General features: G+C 52.2%; 17 protein-coding genes and 1 pseudogene. 14 read left to right on the top strand and 4 right to left on the bottom strand.

The genetic code is table 11. The annotated features are described in order from the left end of the window. Positions 1–2: 2 nt before the first annotated feature. The 4 genes and pseudogenes from E3E29_RS02305 to E3E29_RS02295 all read right to left on the bottom strand — a co-directional run bounded on the left by E3E29_RS02305 (position 3) and on the right by E3E29_RS02295 (position 2,802). Positions 3–647: an ABC transporter ATP-binding protein gene (locus E3E29_RS02305; protein WP_167909309.1), complete on the bottom strand. Its 645-nt coding sequence runs from the start codon at positions 645–647 to the stop codon at positions 3–5. After that, on the bottom strand, positions 632–772 hold the full coding sequence (locus E3E29_RS11730; RefSeq protein ID WP_240922729.1) for a hypothetical protein: 141 nt from the start codon (positions 770–772) through the stop codon (positions 632–634). The genes E3E29_RS02305 and E3E29_RS11730 overlap by 16 nt, the downstream gene beginning before the upstream one ends. Before the next feature lie 42 nt (positions 773–814). Next, positions 815–970, bottom strand: a pseudogene (locus tag E3E29_RS12085) (ABC transporter permease); the annotation flags it as partial. A 767-nt stretch (positions 971–1,737) separates the two neighbouring features. After that, on the bottom strand, positions 1,738–2,802 hold the full coding sequence (locus tag E3E29_RS02295) for a hypothetical protein (RefSeq protein WP_167909307.1): 1,065 nt from the start codon (positions 2,800–2,802) through the stop codon (positions 1,738–1,740). Between the two features lie 207 nt (positions 2,803–3,009). Between E3E29_RS02295 and hxlAB the strand changes: the two genes are divergently transcribed. From hxlAB to truD, 14 genes are all read left to right on the top strand, one after another. Continuing rightward, positions 3,010–4,230, top strand: coding sequence for a bifunctional 3-hexulose-6-phosphate synthase/6-phospho-3-hexuloisomerase (gene hxlAB / locus E3E29_RS02290; RefSeq protein WP_167909306.1), 1,221 nt, complete (start codon positions 3,010–3,012; stop codon positions 4,228–4,230). A gap of 58 nt (positions 4,231–4,288) precedes the next feature. Beyond that, positions 4,289–4,990: a 2,3-bisphosphoglycerate-dependent phosphoglycerate mutase gene (locus tag E3E29_RS02285; protein ID WP_167909305.1), complete on the top strand. Its 702-nt coding sequence runs from the start codon at positions 4,289–4,291 to the stop codon at positions 4,988–4,990. A gap of 103 nt (positions 4,991–5,093) precedes the next feature. Continuing rightward, the gene (locus E3E29_RS02280) at positions 5,094–5,846 is read left to right on the top strand and encodes a hypothetical protein (protein WP_167909304.1); all 753 of its coding nucleotides are present in this window, start codon (positions 5,094–5,096) and stop codon (positions 5,844–5,846) included. A 3-nt stretch (positions 5,847–5,849) separates the two neighbouring features. Continuing rightward, positions 5,850–6,497 (top strand): TIGR02253 family HAD-type hydrolase, encoded by a 648-nt coding sequence (locus tag E3E29_RS02275; protein ID WP_167909303.1) that lies wholly within the window; start codon positions 5,850–5,852, stop codon positions 6,495–6,497. Next, positions 6,494–6,685: a hypothetical protein gene (locus tag E3E29_RS02270; protein ID WP_167909302.1), complete on the top strand. Its 192-nt coding sequence runs from the start codon at positions 6,494–6,496 to the stop codon at positions 6,683–6,685. Before E3E29_RS02275 ends, E3E29_RS02270 begins: the two co-directional genes overlap by 4 nt. Beyond that, positions 6,682–7,494, top strand: coding sequence for a glutamate cyclase domain-containing protein (locus E3E29_RS02265; RefSeq protein WP_167909301.1), 813 nt, complete (start codon positions 6,682–6,684; stop codon positions 7,492–7,494). The genes E3E29_RS02270 and E3E29_RS02265 overlap by 4 nt, the downstream gene beginning before the upstream one ends. Beyond that, positions 7,495–8,115, top strand: coding sequence for an HD domain-containing protein (locus tag E3E29_RS02260; RefSeq protein ID WP_167909300.1), 621 nt, complete (start codon positions 7,495–7,497; stop codon positions 8,113–8,115). Positions 8,116–8,226: 111 nt separating this feature from the next. Further along, on the top strand, positions 8,227–8,739 hold the full coding sequence (locus tag E3E29_RS02255) for a KH domain-containing protein (RefSeq protein WP_167909299.1): 513 nt from the start codon (positions 8,227–8,229) through the stop codon (positions 8,737–8,739). A gap of 82 nt (positions 8,740–8,821) precedes the next feature. Continuing rightward, the gene (aspS, locus tag E3E29_RS02250; RefSeq protein WP_167909821.1) at positions 8,822–10,138 is read left to right on the top strand and encodes an aspartate--tRNA(Asn) ligase; all 1,317 of its coding nucleotides are present in this window, start codon (positions 8,822–8,824) and stop codon (positions 10,136–10,138) included. Positions 10,139–10,203: 65 nt separating this feature from the next. Further along, a complete protein-coding gene (locus tag E3E29_RS02245) occupies positions 10,204–12,285 on the top strand; it encodes a DUF11 domain-containing protein (protein WP_167909298.1) in 2,082 nt (693 codons plus the stop codon). A gap of 40 nt (positions 12,286–12,325) precedes the next feature. Beyond that, a complete protein-coding gene (gene pth2, locus E3E29_RS02240) occupies positions 12,326–12,688 on the top strand; it encodes a peptidyl-tRNA hydrolase Pth2 (protein ID WP_167909297.1) in 363 nt (120 codons plus the stop codon). 48 nt (positions 12,689–12,736) lie between these two features. Continuing rightward, positions 12,737–14,041, top strand: coding sequence for an AAA family ATPase (locus E3E29_RS02235; protein ID WP_167909820.1), 1,305 nt, complete (start codon positions 12,737–12,739; stop codon positions 14,039–14,041). 10 nt (positions 14,042–14,051) lie between these two features. Next, on the top strand, positions 14,052–14,585 hold the full coding sequence (locus E3E29_RS02230) for a hypothetical protein (RefSeq protein WP_167909296.1): 534 nt from the start codon (positions 14,052–14,054) through the stop codon (positions 14,583–14,585). A 2-nt stretch (positions 14,586–14,587) separates the two neighbouring features. Then, positions 14,588–15,838: a tRNA pseudouridine(13) synthase TruD gene (truD, locus tag E3E29_RS02225; protein ID WP_167909819.1), complete on the top strand. Its 1,251-nt coding sequence runs from the start codon at positions 14,588–14,590 to the stop codon at positions 15,836–15,838. Positions 15,839–15,897 lie beyond the last annotated feature (59 nt).

Here is a 15,897-nt window from a genome sequence, read left to right as displayed (position 1 = left end):
CCTCAACCACCATTTTTATTCTCTTTTAAGGTATTCTCGCAGGTTGTCTCACGGAGCCTTCCGTCCACGAGTTCGTAAGTTCTATCGCAGAGAGGGCACATGACCTCTGGAAGATGTGTGACTATGAGCATAGTTTTTCCACTCTCTTTCATTCTGGAAAGAAGCTTCAAAACCGCGTTTCTTGAATCGTAGTCAAGGGACACCAGGGGTTCGTCCGGAATGAGTAGCTCAGGGTCTCCAACCAGGGCACACAGAAGCTCAGCCTTCTTCGCGTTGCCGTGGGACATGTCCATGACCCTCTTGTTTACCTCACCTGACATTCCGAGGAGTTCCACCAACTCACTTATTTCGCTTCCCATCTCCACTCCCATAAGTGCGCTGAAGAGGCTCAGGTTCTCCCAAACAGTTAGGCGGGGATAGAGGGCTGGGTTCTGAGAGAGGAAGCCCACTTTATTCACCTTCACCTCAATCCTTCCTTCGCACGATGTTGTGCCGAGTATGGAGTTCAGAAGGGTAGTCTTGCCGGCCCCGTTCCTCCCGAGGATGCACACTGTCTCGCCCCGTTTCAGTACGAGGTTCACTCCACGTAGGACTTCTTTGCCCCCGTAGGACTTCCTGAGGTTCTCAACCTTTAGGACGCTCCCCATTCTCTTATCCTCCTGTAGAGTACAAAGTCAATGATGACGAGGGCTACAATGGTCAGGAGGAGGATTTCCATGTAATCAGTGAAAAGCCCAATAGATACATCCCTATACATGAACGCCCTGAGCATAACGCTGGAATAGTACGTGGGAGTTAGAAGGGCAAGCTTTTGGAGGGAAGGAGGGAAGAATCCCACTGGGTAGAAGAAGCCGGAGATGAATATCAAAAACCCCGCCAGCATCTGGAGAAAGCTCTTTGCGTGCCTCTGGAATCGGAAGAGGAAAACTGTTCCCAAACCAATGAGGGAAAGGTAGAGAGTTGACAGCACGAGCACGGCAACGGCTCCCCAGCTGAACCCCACGCTGGTACCGGTTAACACGTAATAGCTTGGTCAGAACCGCCTGGAAGAGCATCACAAGAATCGCAACGGCTATCCTGATTGTAAAATTCAAGGAAAGCGACGAGAAAGCCCTAAGCCTCGGCAGGGCAGTCCCTTCCTCAAGGGTGTTGTCCGAGACCACCTCGAACCCGACGATTACTGCCAGAAGGAGCAGAACCCCTGGGAAAAAGAACTCTGGGAGAGAAACGTGCTCGTTAACGGGATGCTCCTCTATATCAGTTCCTCCCAAACGCGCCCGAAGAAGCTCAAGCAGGTCTGAGGAGACCGAAGCAACGGGGGTCATTGAGTCATCGTAGTAGACGACGTAGCTGGCGTTCGTAAAGCTCTCGTAGCGCTTTATCTCGATGACAACGTAGTAGTCCTCTCTCTGAAGGCCACTAAGTGCCCGCGGGAGGTCACTGACTAAGTGTGGATGGGAAAAGGTGGAGGCTATGACCATTATTTCCTTCACAGTAACTGGGGGAAGTTTCTCATCGATTACTATCGCCACAGGGGTATCCCGTGGGATGGCGCTTGTGTAACTTGAAAAGACAAGGCCAAAGAAAACCGGAAGGAGAATGAGAAGAAAGAGCACCGTGGGTCTCCTGGATATGAGCTTCAGTTCCTTGATCAGGAGGGGGATGAGCTTTCCCATGGGCACCACCTCAAGAAAAAGGGCAGTTCTGTTTAAAAGATAAAAAGAAATGTGAAAATCCTCATCCGCCGAAGTTCGGTGAGGTCGTGGTTATCTGAATCTCTGTCGTGCTGTTATCAAGTGAGCCACCGGGATACTTTGACATGCCGAACTCGTTACCAGCCAGCTCCATGCTGGCCACTTCCTCTAGTTGCTTCTCCATGACATCCAGCCCCATCGAGACAAAGCTTCCATCCTGCTTTACAGATATGGAGTTCAAGAGTTCGAGCGCGGCCTTGAACTGGCTGCTGTTACCCGCCACCTGGGCCCTAAAGGTGAGCGTAGTGTTGAGGAGGGTAAGACCAGCTTTTACGTTCTTGGCTATCATCCGGGCACCGTCCTCGTCATCGGCCTCGATAACGACCCTTATGCGGTACTCCTCCGAGCCCACGTTCAGCCTGAGGGCGACGTACTTCATGTGATTTTCAATCGGCCGAATTAGTACCTCTGTCCTGCCCTCCCCTGGCTTGTTCAAGCCCATCTTGCCCGCGAAGTACCTTGCGTCGGCAACGGCCACCAGGTTGCCCCCGCCGGCTTTGCCCACAACGTCGCTGTACTGCTTGGCCCAGTTCCCCTTCCCATTCTTAAGGTCAATGACCTGCTCAACAACACTCTTAGATCCAAGGATGATGTAATCGGAGGTAAACGCGACGGCCGAGTTGTCCTCTGGGTAGTAATAGAGGGTCACCCCATCATACGTGGTCTTCGTCAGGTTAACCTTGCTTTCCTTAATCTTTGACTCAAACTTCTCCGTGTCCACTTTACCCTCCACGTAGAGCGCGATATCGGGGATGGTATACTCGTTGGAATCCACGTCGTTCACCACAAATATCGCCCTATGAAGCGTCTCGATGTCAATCCCTGTCTCGTTCAGCACTTCCTGCCTGAACTGGAGATACTCCCTGTAGAGAGTCAGGTTTTTGAGGACATCCTGGACGGCCTTCTCCTTTACTGTCGAGACGTCAAAAACAGCGGCCGCAACCGCGTTTGCAGGAACGAGTTCAAGCCAGTTCTTCTCACTTGAACCTGAACCACCAACACAACCGCTGGCTGTTGAAGCTGCCGCCACAACGGCGACGATCATCATTAGGGTAAGAAAACTTCTGGTAATCCCACCCCTTTTCCTGTTTCGACATACGTTGGCACCTCAAAGAGGAATTTAACAATTATTGTATTAAAATCTTTTGGTTCTTATCCGTTATGGGGGGGCGACACAAAAATGTCAAATTCATATGACAAAGCTTTAAAAGCGAACAGGTAGAGGTTCAACTGAAAAATCCTCGGAGGTCGAGGGATGATACTTCAGGTTGCACTTGATTTAACCGACATAGAGCAGGCCATTTCTATAGCCGAGAAAGCCGCCCGCGGCGGCGCTCACTGGCTTGAAGTTGGGACACCCCTCATAAAGAAAGAGGGAATGCGTGCAGTGGAACTACTCAAGAGGCGCTTCCCGGACAGGAAAATCGTCGCTGATCTTAAGACGATGGACACAGGAGCCCTCGAAGTGGAGATAGCCGCAAGACACGGGGCAGACGTTGTTTCTATTCTAGGCGTTGCAGATGACAAGACAATAAAGGACGCCGTTGAGGTGGCCAAGCGCTACGGCGTAAAGGTGATGGTTGACCTCATTGGCGTAAAGGACAAAGTGAAGAGGGCGAAGGAAATAGAGGCCATGGGGGTCCATTATATCCTCGTCCATACGGGGATAGACGAACAGGTTCAGGGAAAGAGCCCACTCGAAGACCTCGAAAAGGTCATCAGCGCGGTCAAGATACCCGTTGCTGTGGCCGGAGGACTTAATCTGAAAACCATCCCAAGGGTCATAGAGCTAGGTGCAACAATAGTCATAGTCGGCGGCGCCATAACGAAGGCAAAGGATCCGGAGAAAGTTACCAGACAGATAATAGACCTCTTCTGGGGTGAGTACATGGAAACCATCAGGAAGGCTATGAAGGACATAGCGGAGCACATTTCCAGTGTCTCCGACTCGCTCAAGCTTGAGCAGGTTCGCGGATTCGTAGATGCCATGATAGGCGCCAACAAAATCTTCGTGTATGGCGCAGGAAGGAGCGGTCTGGTGGGCAAAGCCTTTGCAATGAGACTTATGCACCTCGACTTCAACGTCTACGTCGTTGGCGAGACCATAACCCCTGCATTCGAACCCGGTGACCTTCTCATAGCTATCAGCGGCTCCGGCGAGACCCAGAGCATAGTCGACGCCGCTAAGATAGCGAAGGAGCAGGGCGGAAAGGTGGCCGCGATAACCTCCTACTCAAACTCCACCCTTGGAAAGCTCGCCGATGTCGTCGTGGAGATTCCGGGCAGAACGAAGAGCGACGTGCCAACTGATTACATAGCGAGACAGATGCTCACCCAGTACAAATGGATAGCTCCCATGGGAACCCTCTTTGAGGATTCCACGATGGTCTTCATGGACGGTGTTATAGCCCTCCTCATGGCCACGTTCCAGAAGACCGAGAAGGACATGAAGAGGAAGCACGCTACTTTGGAGTGAACTCTTTCAGTCTCAATATTTTTAAACCCCCCTTCTATTTTCTCACTGGTGAAAACAGGTGTCTGTACTCGTCCTCCTTCGACACGGTGAGAGCCTCTGGAATAAGTTAAACCTCTTTACTGGCTGGGTTGACGTTCCGCTCAGCGAGAGGGGGATCCAGGAGGCATTAAAAGCAGGAAAACTCCTGAGGGGATGGCACTTTGACATTATTTTCACATCCGAGCTCGTCAGGGCCATTCAGACTGCGATGCTGGCAATGACAGAGAGCGAAAGGGTTCCAGTGATACTCCACGAGGGTAAGATGGGCGAGTGGGGAAAAATACACGGAAAAGACGGAAAGGACTTCATACCTGTAATCAAGAGCTGGCACCTCAACGAGCGCTACTACGGCGAGCTTCAGGGATGGGATAAGGACCACGCGAGGAGGGTCTTTGGAGAGGAGCAAGTCCACCTCTGGCGGAGGAGCTACGACATCGCCCCACCGAGAGGTGAGAGCCTCAAGGATACTGCAGAGAGGACGGTGCCGTTCTTCAAGGAGAAAATCCTTCCAGCGCTGGGGGAGGGAAAGAACGTCCTCGTCTCCGCCCACGGAAACAGCCTAAGGTCGATAGTGATGCACATAGAGGGGCTCACGAAGGAAGAAGTTCTACGTCTCAACATCCCCACTGGAGTGCCACTCGTTTACGATTATGTTGATGGGAAACTCGTGAGGAGGGGATACCTCACCGAAGAAGGTTATGAGAGGGATTTGGGAGTGTAGAGGGTTCAGAGCCCTCACCCTTCTAATTCCTTCACAACTCTCATTAGATCCCTATGAAAGGTTTTATTAAGAGGCCCGCCCATCATAGAATCTGGGGAGACAAGTGCTGGGGTTCACCCACGTTTTCGCTGGAATCGGAAAGACTGGTGGAATGGTGGTCGACGGCGTGTCTTCGGATGTTGTTAAGGTTAGAATAGACCCCGGCCGCTACATCCTGCGAACCGAGAGGTACCGCGAGAGGATCAGCTCCTTCTTCTCCGCTCTCCCGGAGCGGTCCATCGTCTGGGTGGTCGCTGAGGACAGGTCTGTAAACATCGAAATTCTCAACATCATCGCCGAGAGTGCTCCTGAAGGCACCCTGAGGCTGGCTTACATATTCACGCCAGAAAGGGAGCTTGTTAATGAGGAGAAACCCGAATGGGCGGATTCCTTTGAGACAGTCTTCTACGATTCCCTGTGGGAGTTTCTGCATCAGGACATACCTCTGGTCGAGGCATATCAGAGGGCCGCAGAAACTATCGCACGGGCATTTACATACCTCCACACAAACCTCGAAGGGAGGATGTTAATAAACGTTGATTACGCCGATTTTTTCACTGTCACCGGCGGGGGCAACGTCGGGATTCTGAGGCTGCTGGACAGAATAGACTTCGACTGGCACTGGGGGCTGTGGGACAGGGGGCTGGTAGTGACACTTGTTGGAGATGACGTAGCCCTAAGGGAGGCCCATTCAGTGCTTGAACGGTTCCAGGGGCTCCTGCGAGAGAAGGATATAATCTGGGGGATGGTGGTCGATGGAAACCTCAGAGGAAAGGCACAAGTGCTTGCACTGCTGGTTAAGAAGTGGGGGGAGTAAGGAATGGTAAAGGCGATTCTCTTTGATATAGATCACACATTGCTGACCGAGGAGCCTTTAATGATGCTGTTCCTGCCCCAGGTCTACGAAAAGCTGGCAAAAAAACGGGGCATCAACAAGGAAGAGGCCAGGAACATCTTTCTGAATGAGATAATGGAGAGAAGGGACTCCTACGAGTGGCACGACTGGAACTTCTTCTTTGATCTCTTCGAGCTTGATATGAAATACGAGGATATCCTGAGAGGGTACCCCCACAAGCTCCATGTCTACTCGGACGTGCCACCAGTCTTAGAATGGCTCCGGGAGGAGGGATACTCCCTAGGAGTCGTCACCAGCGGGCCAGAGTACCAGAGGCTGAAGCTTGAACTAACAGGGCTTTCAAAATACTTCGACGTGGTGGTTACCAGAGAAGACGCCGGGACGGTAAAGCCGGATCCAAAGATGTTCCTCCTCGCCCTTGAGGCACTTGGTGCGGAGCCCTCCGAGGCCGTTATGGTTGGGGATTCCCCGTGGCAGGACGTTTATGGGGCTAAAAACGTCGGGATGACCTCTGTATGGATAGACAGAAAGGGGGAGCACGACATACACCTCGCGGACTTTAAGATTCATACCCTGTACGAACTGAGAAAAGTGTTGGAGGTGGTTGGATGAAGGGGAAGGAAATATTCTCAGGGAAAGGTGTTTTTGTGAAGTTCAAGGAGAGAGAAGTGGAGCTTGAAAACGGCCACAAGCTGAAACACAGGAGCGAGGAGCCGACGGAGCTCTGGTGGGAACTCAAGGAAGCCATCAAAGGAAAGAGGGTCAAAATAGTTGCCTACGAAGTTGGTGAGGGCGAATGATAGCCCACCTCATAAACACGGACGTCGGGAACAGGGGCATCCTGGATGTGTACCTCCGCTACCGGGGGGAAAATCCTAATTTTTTACATAATTCTTCAAAAATACTTTTAGACAATTATTCAAAAGTTCTGATAATCACGGGCTTTCCGGTGCCTCCTGCCTGGAAGCCAGAGACGGACGGGCCACCCGGAGCCTTGGCCCTCTATCGAGCCGTTGAAAGGATGGGTGGAAAGGCGGATATCCTCACTTACCCTGAAGTGGAGAGCGCCCTCGCCCCATTCGGTTCATCCCTCGTCAGGAAACCTGACGTTTCAAGCTACTCCCTGGTTGTTACGATAGAGACGCCGGGAATGGCCCCGGACGGGAACAGGTACTCAATGAGGGGAATTAAGGTTGAACGGGAAGCCCTTGACTGGGCCGTTATCGAGGCCACAAACCTCGGAATCCCAACGATAGGAATAGGCGACGGAGGCAACGAGGCCGGAATGGGAAAAATCCGGGAACTCATTGAGAGGTTCATTCCCAACGGCGAGAAAATAGGAAGCGTTGTCGAAACCGATGAGCTGATAGTTTCCGCGGTTTCCAACTGGGGAGCCTACGGCCTCGTGGCCCAAGCCGCAATAGAGTACGGCCAGAACCTGCTGGAGGACTGGAGTGAAAGTAAAATCGTTTCCACATTGTCCGAGAGAGGTCTCATAGACGGTGTAACCGGCAAAGCCGAGGCCAGCGTTGATGGCATCCCCCTAAAGGTCCACGTGGCGATGGTTGAACTTTTAAAGGCACTCATCAACGCTGAACTGGGTGATTGAATGAAACTTGAGGAGTTCCTGCCGGACCCACGTTCCAGAGCGCTGGTGGAGAAGACGAGGGAGTTCGCCAGGGGATTCTTTGAAAGGGAAGGAACGCATGGCTTCAGCCACGTGGAGAGGGTCTTCAACCTCTGCCTGCACATAGGGAAGGAGGAAGGAGGCAACTTGGAGGTTCTGGCCTTGGCGGCTCTACTGCACGATGTTGCCAGGCCTCTTGAAAGCGCCGGAAAGGTAGAGGACCATGCCCTTGAGGGGGCGAGGATAGCGCGGAGATTCCTGCGGGGACTCAGCTATCCTGAAGAGAAAGTGGAGGCGGTTGCTCATGCAATAGAGGCCCATAGATTCTCCCGTGGCCCGGAACCAAGAACCCTTGAGGCCAAAATCCTCAGCGATGCTGATAAGCTCGATGCCGTTGGGGCCATAGGAATCGCGCGGGTGTTCATGTACTCCGGGGAGCACGGGCGCAGCATCGAGGACTCGCTCAAGCACTTCGAGGAGAAGATTCTAAAGCTGAAGGATCTGATGTACACGGAAACCGCCAAGCGGGTCGCGGAGGAGCGCCATCACTTCACAGAGGAGTTCGTACGTAGAATAAGGCTGGAAATCGAGGGGGAGCTCTAGATTTCCCCTAGAATTTATCGCACTTTTCATCTCCGCACGCATATAATAACCTTTTTAAATGCCTTCCTGAATTTAGGTTAGCCCGTTCACGGTCATTCTGGAGGTGAGCGAATGAAGGCGCCGATATGTGAGGTGTGCTTGAAGACGGATGGTATTCTCTGTCCCGCGGACGAGAAGAAGCTTCAGGAGGGTATAATCTCTGAGCTCGATGTTAAGGTGGCTAGGATGCTCTACAAGCTCCTAGGTGACGTTGATATAGAGTTAAAGAAGGCCGTTGAGGCTGGAGATCTCGTCGTCATCGCCGTCGGGAAGGGTGATGTCCCCATTGTGATAGGAAAGGGTGGAAAGAACATAAAGGCCATGGTAAAGGAGCTAGGCAAGAGGGTTCGCGTCATAGAGGTTGCAGAGGGTGAGGCGACTGAGGAGCTCAAGAAGCTTGCCACGGACCTGTTCTACCCTGCCAGCGTTTTCGGGGTGAACATAGTTCACAAGCCCGGTGGAAAGCAGTCCTACAAGGTCTTAGTCCTCAGCAGGGACAGGAAAAGGCTCCCCGAGAAGCCGGAGCTTCTTGAGAAGGTCATGACCCTTCTCACTGGAAAGGACGTCAAAATCGCCTTCGTCTGACGGCCCCTTGTTTTCCCTCTTCTTCCGATAACCCTTCCTATAACTTTAAAAGCATGGCAACCCGCTTTCTCCGGTGATGCTCATGCTGCGGACTCACTACTCCAACGAGATAACCGAGAAGCTCAACGGCCAGAAGGTTAAGGTTGCAGGATGGGTATGGGAGGTTAAGGACCTAGGAGGAATAAAGTTCCTCTGGATACGGGACAGGGAAGGAATAGTCCAGATAACCGCCCCCAAGAAGAAGGTCGACCCCGAACTGTTCAAGCTCATACCCAAACTCAACGCCGAGGACGTTGTTGCGGTGGAGGGAGTTGTGAACTTTACCCCCAAGGCCAAACTCGGCTTTGAAATCCTACCAGAGAAGCTCGAAGTCCTCAGCAGGGCGGAGAGCCCTCTCCCGCTTGATCCCACGGGAAAAGTGAAGGCAGAGCTCGACACTCGCCTTGACAACCGCTTCATGGACCTCAGGAACCCAGAGGTAATGGCCATCTTTAAGATACGTTCAAGCGTTCTCAAGGCCGTCAGGGACTTTTTCCACGAGAACGGATTCGTTGAGGTTCACACTCCGAAGATCATAGCTACCGCCACGGAGGGCGGAACCGAGCTCTTCCCGATGAAGTACTTCGAGGAAGACGCCTTCCTTGCCCAGAGCCCCCAGCTCTACAAGCAGATAATGATGGCGAGCGGCCTGGACAGGGTTTACGAGATAGCTCCGATTTTCAGGGCCGAGGAGCACAACACCACAAGACACCTCAACGAGGCCTGGAGCATAGACAGCGAGATGGCCTTCATCGAGAACGAGGAGGAGGTTATGGACTTCCTTGAGGGACTTGTCGCCCGTGCCGTGGAATACGTCCGCGAGAACAACGCCAGGGAGCTTGAAATCCTCAACTTCGAGCTTGAGGAGCCGAAGCTGCCCTTCCCGCGCGTGAGCTACGAGGGGGCCCTTGAGATTCTCGCCGACCTCGGCAAGGAGATTTCCTGGGGCGAGGACATAGACACAGAAGGTGAGAGGCTCCTTGGAAAGTACATGATGGAGAACGAAGGGGCTCCCCTCTACTTCCTGCACCGCTACCCCAGCGAGGCCAAGCCGTTCTATATAATGAGATATGATAATAAGCCCGAAGTGTGCAGGGCCTTTGACCTTGAGTACCGCGGTGTGGAGATAAGCTCCGGCGGCCAGAGGGAGCACCGCTACGACGTCCTCGTCGAGCAGATAAAGGAGAAAGGTCTCAACCCAGAGAGCTTTGAGTTCTACCTCAAGGCCTTCCGCTACGGCATGCCGCCCCATGGAGGCTTTGGTCTGGGCGCGGAGAGGCTCATAAAGCAGATGCTGAACCTTCCCAACATAAGGGAGGTCATACTATTCCCGCGCGACAGGCGGAGGCTCACGCCGTAAGGCCTTTATACTTTCCTTCCTATTTTGGTCAGCTTCGATAGTAATAACGTTTTGGAGGCGAAAGGATGAGAAAGGAACTTGCCCTGCTGTTAATCGGCCTTCTGGTTTTAATACCGCTGCCCTACATAGGGGCCACCTCTACTCTGAGGGCTTCAATCACCCCGATAACCCTCGGTCTCGGCGACAGCGTGGAGATAGCCAACTATACGATACAGTTCTACGATGTGAGCACCAACTGGAGTCTCGTCACAATCCAGGTGCTTCATCCGGGGGGCGCCCAGCTCTTCTTCCTGAGGGAAGGAGAGACGGGCTACTTTCCATCGAGGGGCTCAGAGATATTCGAGGTAACGGTGCAGACAATAGACAGGGCTAAGGGCACGGTGACCCTGCTCATATCGTCCCCCCTGAAAGTCGTCAGAGACAACCTTGAAATGACGAAAAACGAGACGGTAGTTCTAAATTCCAACGTCCAGGTTCGTCTGTATGACTCCTGGGAAAACGGCGCCAAACTTGGCGTTAGGATACCCCCCTACTCGGGCTTCATAACCTTCATTCTCCACCGGTTTGAGGGGAAGTCCTTTAATTATCCACTCTCGGATTCGCTCCGCTACGAAAATTATCTGCACATCTTATTGGTCTCAGCATCACCGTCTTCCGCGGTGCTGGACATTTACATGCCCGCCCTGAACGCCGAGAACCTGACGCTCACCACGATTCCCGCCGGCAACTCCTCCGTACCCGTGAAACCGAAGGAGCCAAAACCCTACATACCCGTTTACTCAGGCTACCTCTTCACCGGCGAATCCCTCAACGTCACGACTGAAAACGGGACATACACCGTTCTCCTAACTGGAATCAAAAACGGCTCCGCGACAATTGAACTAAACGGAGAAAGCGGGAACTCCACGTCACTCACCCTCTCCCCGGACAACGAACCGGTTCAGCCGGAGGGCTTTGCGCTCATGGTATCCCTCGGTGATATCGACTCCGAACATGGCAGGGCCTTTATCAACGTGTACGCCCCAATGGGCTCCTCCGTCATAGCTCCTCAGAGACCCGCCAACGTAAACCTCTCTGTAAGCACCGTCCCCACGGAGCTCATGGTGGGGGGAGAAGTTGCAGTTTACATAAACGTTGAGAACCTCGGACCCGGTGATGCCAGAAACCTCGTTGTGGCCGCACCCATACCCTCCGGCTTTGAGCTCGTTGGAAAAGAGGCAGGATGGTCGGTCGGCGACCTCCCGGCTTATTCCCGCGTTCCGGCCCTCGTTTACATTCTCCGCCCAACTTCTCCCGGCGAGTTCAAGATTTCAGGCATTATGGCAACGTACTACAACGAATCGGGCTCGAAGGTTCAAGTCACCTCAGAGCCGGAGACGGTCAGGGTTTACGCACTCCCGGAGCTCCGGATGAACGTCCTGGCCTCCAACTCGACCTACGGCGGAAACTGGAGAACGTACGTGAAGATTGAGAAGGGGCATCCTGCGACCATCCTCTTCAACGTCTCCGCCATCGGGGACAACCCCGAATTTGAGTTCGTCAAGGATGCGGCCATCCACGTGGAGTATCCGGCGGGTGTCGTTGGCCCGGCACTCATAGGTGTAGGCAACATAAGCGCAGGAAAGAGCGTCCAAAAGGCTATCCAGGTCAGGGTTCTCTCAGAGGGTCGCTTTCCGATCAAAGTCTCTCTGACTTACAAAGACCCGCTTGGAAACGAACACGAGCTGAACATTGGCACGGCCATCGTCCTGGACAGCGTGCCTCCAAAGGTCATATTGAAGGAGAAGACCGTCCACGTTTACCCAAACGAGAACCAGCTCCCCTCCTTCGTGAATCAGACCCTCCAGAACTCCACGAACGCAACGGCCCTCGCCCAGCGGCTCCAGGGAGTTATATCTGACTACCTGCCCAAGAAGAGCGAACCGGATTACTGGAAGATAACCTCAATCATCCTCCTGATACTAGCGCTGATCCTGGCGTACCTGGCATACGGGTACTACAGGGAGGTTCAGATTTTCCGCAAGGTCCTCCTGCGTAAGAGGAGGAGCAGGCCAGGGGGACTTCCGAAGAGGTGGAAGCGCGACGAGCTGGAGCAGCTCATAAGGGAGCTCAGGGTTGAGATGATTGAGAAGTCCGAGAGGCGTTAGAGAGGCCAATTTTTTAAACCCCTCTCCATTCTTTTCTTCCATGAGCGAGTTTAAGTTCAAACAGGTTATGGTCACGAGAAGGGACCTCAAGCTCAGCAAGGGCAAGTTCGCAGTTCAGGTGGCGCATGGGGCAGTTACAGCTGCTTTAAAGGCCCAGAAAGAAAAGCCAGAGTGGTTCAAGGCGTGGTTCCATGAGGGACAGAAGAAAGTCGTCGTTAAAGCCGAGAATCTTGAGGAGCTCTTCAAACTCAAGGCCGAAGCGGAGAAACTTGGCCTCCCAACTGCCCTCATAAGGGACGCGGGTTTGACGGAGATTCCGCCGGGCACGATAACGGTTCTCGCAGTTGGCCCAGGGCCGGAGGAACTGGTTGACAAAGTGACGGGACACCTCAAGCTGGTGTGAGGCGGAATTCTTTAATATTCCTCACCGTTTTGTTACATGGTGAGAGAGATGTGGTTAAAGAAACTCATCGTTAAGAACTTCAAGAGCCTGCGAGACTGCGAGGTTGAGCTTAGTAAGTTCAACGTTCTAATCGGAGCCAACGCATCTGGAAAAACCAATCTAATCGAGGTTTTCAAGCTTCTCAGGAAGATCTACGTTGAGAAAGATACCAACCCGTTCCTTGAATGGTGGGGCTACAACAACGTCGTTTGGAGCGGAAAGGAAGAGCTTCCAATAACCATCGGAATGCTCTTTGATGTGGATGGCTACGAGGTGTATTTTGAGACGACATTTACTGGAACGGGAGGGAGCTTTAGGATTCTGAAAGAGATATTAGGTGTAAAAGGTTACTTGAAGCTAGTCAAAGAGGGTGTTTCACTTCGTATTTCATACGCTTCTGAGTGGTTGGGAACTGCTGTCTCCAAGCTTCCGGTTACAGTCGAAACCAGGGAATTTGAAATGTTTTCCGCGTTGAAAACAGTGAAAGAGTACATTCTTCCAGATAAATATACAAACAAAAGTCTTTTCGAGCTGTGTGAAGCCAGTGAAGGCCACTACTCCAAAGACAAATCGATTTCATATCAAATGTGCTACCTATCGGGGGAGGACTTTAGGATTAAAGATGCTGCTATACCCGTAGTATGCCCCAATTTGAGTGACTCCTTACCCGGAATCTTAGGGGTGATAAGTGAAGTCACTATTTATGTCTCCAAGCTTCTACTTTTGGAACCTCTGAGTTTGAATCAAGTCAAGGCCCCTAAGATCCCTCGCAAAGAAACCCTTCTCATGGAGGACGCCTCAAACCTCATCCCGGTTCTCTACAACATCTGGCTCCGCGAGGGAAAGTTACCCGCTGAGATAGCCGAACCGCTCTCAATTGCCTTTCCTGACACCAGGGTCTTCTTCCAGCTTACTGAAGATGGAAGGGTAATGATGAAGGTCTTCGAGGGCGAACTCGAACTCGCACCTCCTGGAATATCCGATGGATTCTACAAAACCCTTGCAATTCTCACAGCTGTGTATCTCAAACCTTCTCTCCTTATCATCGACGAGGTGGAAAACTCACTGCATCCGGAGACCCTTGAACTGCTCCTCGACACGCTAAGGAACAGCGAGAGCCAGGCCATAATAACCACTCACTCACCGGTTGTGGTTGATATGACCGATCCTGCAGATGTAATCTTTGTTGAAAAGATTCATGGAGAAACTGTATTCAAGAGAATCCCCAATCCAGAGGAAATTAAAAAGATGCTTCAGGAGAAAGGACTCGCTTTCAGCGAAGGATGGCTCTACGGAGAGATATTCAAAGAGTAAAAAAAGATCGGTGAGTGCAATGCCGTCGAATCCAAAGGAGATTGCTCTAATCGTGGAAGACGCATACGGGGGAGAGTTCTTCAGAAGGGTTCTAAAGAGACTCAACGAGTTAGGAATGCTAAGTCACAAAGTCCGTCTTAAACGACTTAGAGGCAGAAAGAACCCGGTTCACGCTCCCTACCTGTGCAATCCGAAGCCAGACAAGATTATACGAGCGGTCAGCACCTCATCCCCAGACGCCATTATAGTGGCCTACGATGGTGACGGCCCAAATAACTATCACAAACGACTTAATGAAGTCAAAAGCCACATCCCCAAGAATATTAAAACACCTGTTAGGGTGTTTCTTTTTGAATACGAGATTGAAGAGTGGATATGTAAAAGTCTAGGCATAACGTGGAGTACCAAGCCCTCCGACGAACTCAAAAGAAAAATGAGATACACAAAATCACTGCTCCCCACTTATGCAGATAAGCTGAATTTTGACAAGCTCAAGCATAACTGTAAGTCTTTTAGGGAATTCCTAAGAATTCTGGAGGAATGATTATGGACTACCGCGAGTTCTTCTCCCAGTTCAGGCATCTCAGCGAGAAGCCCGGGATAGGCGGGCGGATAAAAGCTCAACCTGAGGACTTTGTAGTTATCGAAGACCCCCTTCCTTCAATTTTTGAGGGGAGGAAGCACGCTATATTCCTTCTCAAAAAGCGGAACTGGGACACGATGGCCACCATCAAAGAGATAGCCAAGAGGGCCGGAATGAGGCACCGCGATATCGGCTTTGCAGGAACGAAGGACAGGCACGCCGTTACCTACCAGTACATAAGCGTCCCAGCCGATGCAAAGGAGAGGGTTGAGGGCCTTCAGATTAAAGACATCGAGCTCCGCTTCATTTCCTACGGCCGCTTCATAAAGCTCGGCCATCTAATCGGCAACCGGTTTAAAATAATCGTGAGGGACGTTCCTGAGGACGCTTTTGGCAGAACGAAGGAAATCGTGAGAGAGCTCCGCGAGAAAGGCGGCTTCCCCAATTACTTCGGCTACCAGCGTTTCGGGGAAAGGAGGGTCACGAACCACATCATCGGAAAGCTCCTCCTGCAGGGAGACTTTGGGGGGGCGGCGAGGCTTTTCCTCGGTGCCCACGAAGGTCGAATGGAGGGAGACGAAGCGAGAAAGAACTTCTGGGAGACGGGAGACGTTGACAGAGCCTTGGAAGAGTTCCCAAACTTCCTCCGTTACGAGAGGACGCTCTTGCACATGTATAAAGAGACTGGCAGCTGGAGGAGGTCCTTCCTCAGCCTCCCCCTTCCTATAATGCGTATCTTCATACACTCCTACCAGAGCTACCTCTTCAACCTCTACATCTCAAGGAGGATTGAGGAGGGTCTGCCCCTAAACAAAGCTCTCGTTGGGGATGTTGTCGTTCAGGTGAAAGGTGGAGTACCATACCGCGACAGAACCTACCGCGTCACCGAGACCAACGCTGATTTCGTGAACGAGAAGATAAGGAGAAACGAAGCGATGATTTCCGGTCCGCTGTTCGGCTTTGCAATGAGGCGAGCAAAAGGCATCCCCGGAAGGCTTGAGGAGGAAATCCTTGAAGGAGAGGGAATCTCGCTTGATGTCTTTAAGAGACTCCCGAAGCCGATGGCGGAGCCCGGCGGGAGGAGGGAACTGCTCATAAGACCCATTGGGCTTACCTATGGTTACATCTCAGAAACAGGCATGTGCTTCCGCTTCTTCCTTCCAAAGGGAGTCTACGCCACGAGCGTGCTGAGGGAGATAATGAAGGACCACTGAACACGGAAAGGTTTAAAAACGGAATCCGCCTTCCTACCTTGACAACTGGATGAACGATG

The organism is Thermococcus sp. Bubb.Bath, assembly GCF_012027595.1.
In the GTDB taxonomy this organism is placed as follows: Archaea; Methanobacteriota_B; Thermococci; order Thermococcales; family Thermococcaceae; genus Thermococcus.
The sequence above is the reverse complement of the archived record's forward strand: the minus strand, read 5'-3'. Positions and strand labels throughout refer to the sequence as shown.

Excerpts from the sequence above, each read along its gene's own strand:
- E3E29_RS02255 (WP_167909299.1), top strand. The coding sequence starts at position 8,227 with ATGAAGGCGCCGATATGTGAGGTGTGCTTGAAGACGGATGGTATTCTC.
- E3E29_RS02260 (WP_167909300.1), top strand. The coding sequence starts at position 7,495 with ATGAAACTTGAGGAGTTCCTGCCGGACCCACGTTCCAGAGCGCTGGTG.
- E3E29_RS02270 (WP_167909302.1), top strand. The coding sequence starts at position 6,494 with ATGAAGGGGAAGGAAATATTCTCAGGGAAAGGTGTTTTTGTGAAGTTC.
- E3E29_RS11730 (WP_240922729.1), bottom strand. The coding sequence starts at position 772 with ATGCTCAGGGCGTTCATGTATAGGGATGTATCTATTGGGCTTTTCACT.
- aspS (WP_167909821.1), top strand. The coding sequence starts at position 8,822 with ATGCTGCGGACTCACTACTCCAACGAGATAACCGAGAAGCTCAACGGC.
- E3E29_RS02275 (WP_167909303.1), top strand. The coding sequence starts at position 5,850 with ATGGTAAAGGCGATTCTCTTTGATATAGATCACACATTGCTGACCGAG.
- E3E29_RS02305 (WP_167909309.1), bottom strand. The coding sequence starts at position 647 with ATGGGGAGCGTCCTAAAGGTTGAGAACCTCAGGAAGTCCTACGGGGGC.
- E3E29_RS02235 (WP_167909820.1), top strand. The coding sequence starts at position 12,737 with ATGTGGTTAAAGAAACTCATCGTTAAGAACTTCAAGAGCCTGCGAGAC.
- E3E29_RS02245 (WP_167909298.1), top strand. The coding sequence starts at position 10,204 with ATGAGAAAGGAACTTGCCCTGCTGTTAATCGGCCTTCTGGTTTTAATA.
- truD (WP_167909819.1), top strand. The coding sequence starts at position 14,588 with ATGGACTACCGCGAGTTCTTCTCCCAGTTCAGGCATCTCAGCGAGAAG.
- E3E29_RS02295 (WP_167909307.1), bottom strand. The coding sequence starts at position 2,802 with ATGATGATCGTCGCCGTTGTGGCGGCAGCTTCAACAGCCAGCGGTTGT.
- hxlAB (WP_167909306.1), top strand. The coding sequence starts at position 3,010 with ATGATACTTCAGGTTGCACTTGATTTAACCGACATAGAGCAGGCCATT.
- E3E29_RS02265 (WP_167909301.1), top strand. The coding sequence starts at position 6,682 with ATGATAGCCCACCTCATAAACACGGACGTCGGGAACAGGGGCATCCTG.
- pth2 (WP_167909297.1), top strand. The coding sequence starts at position 12,326 with ATGAGCGAGTTTAAGTTCAAACAGGTTATGGTCACGAGAAGGGACCTC.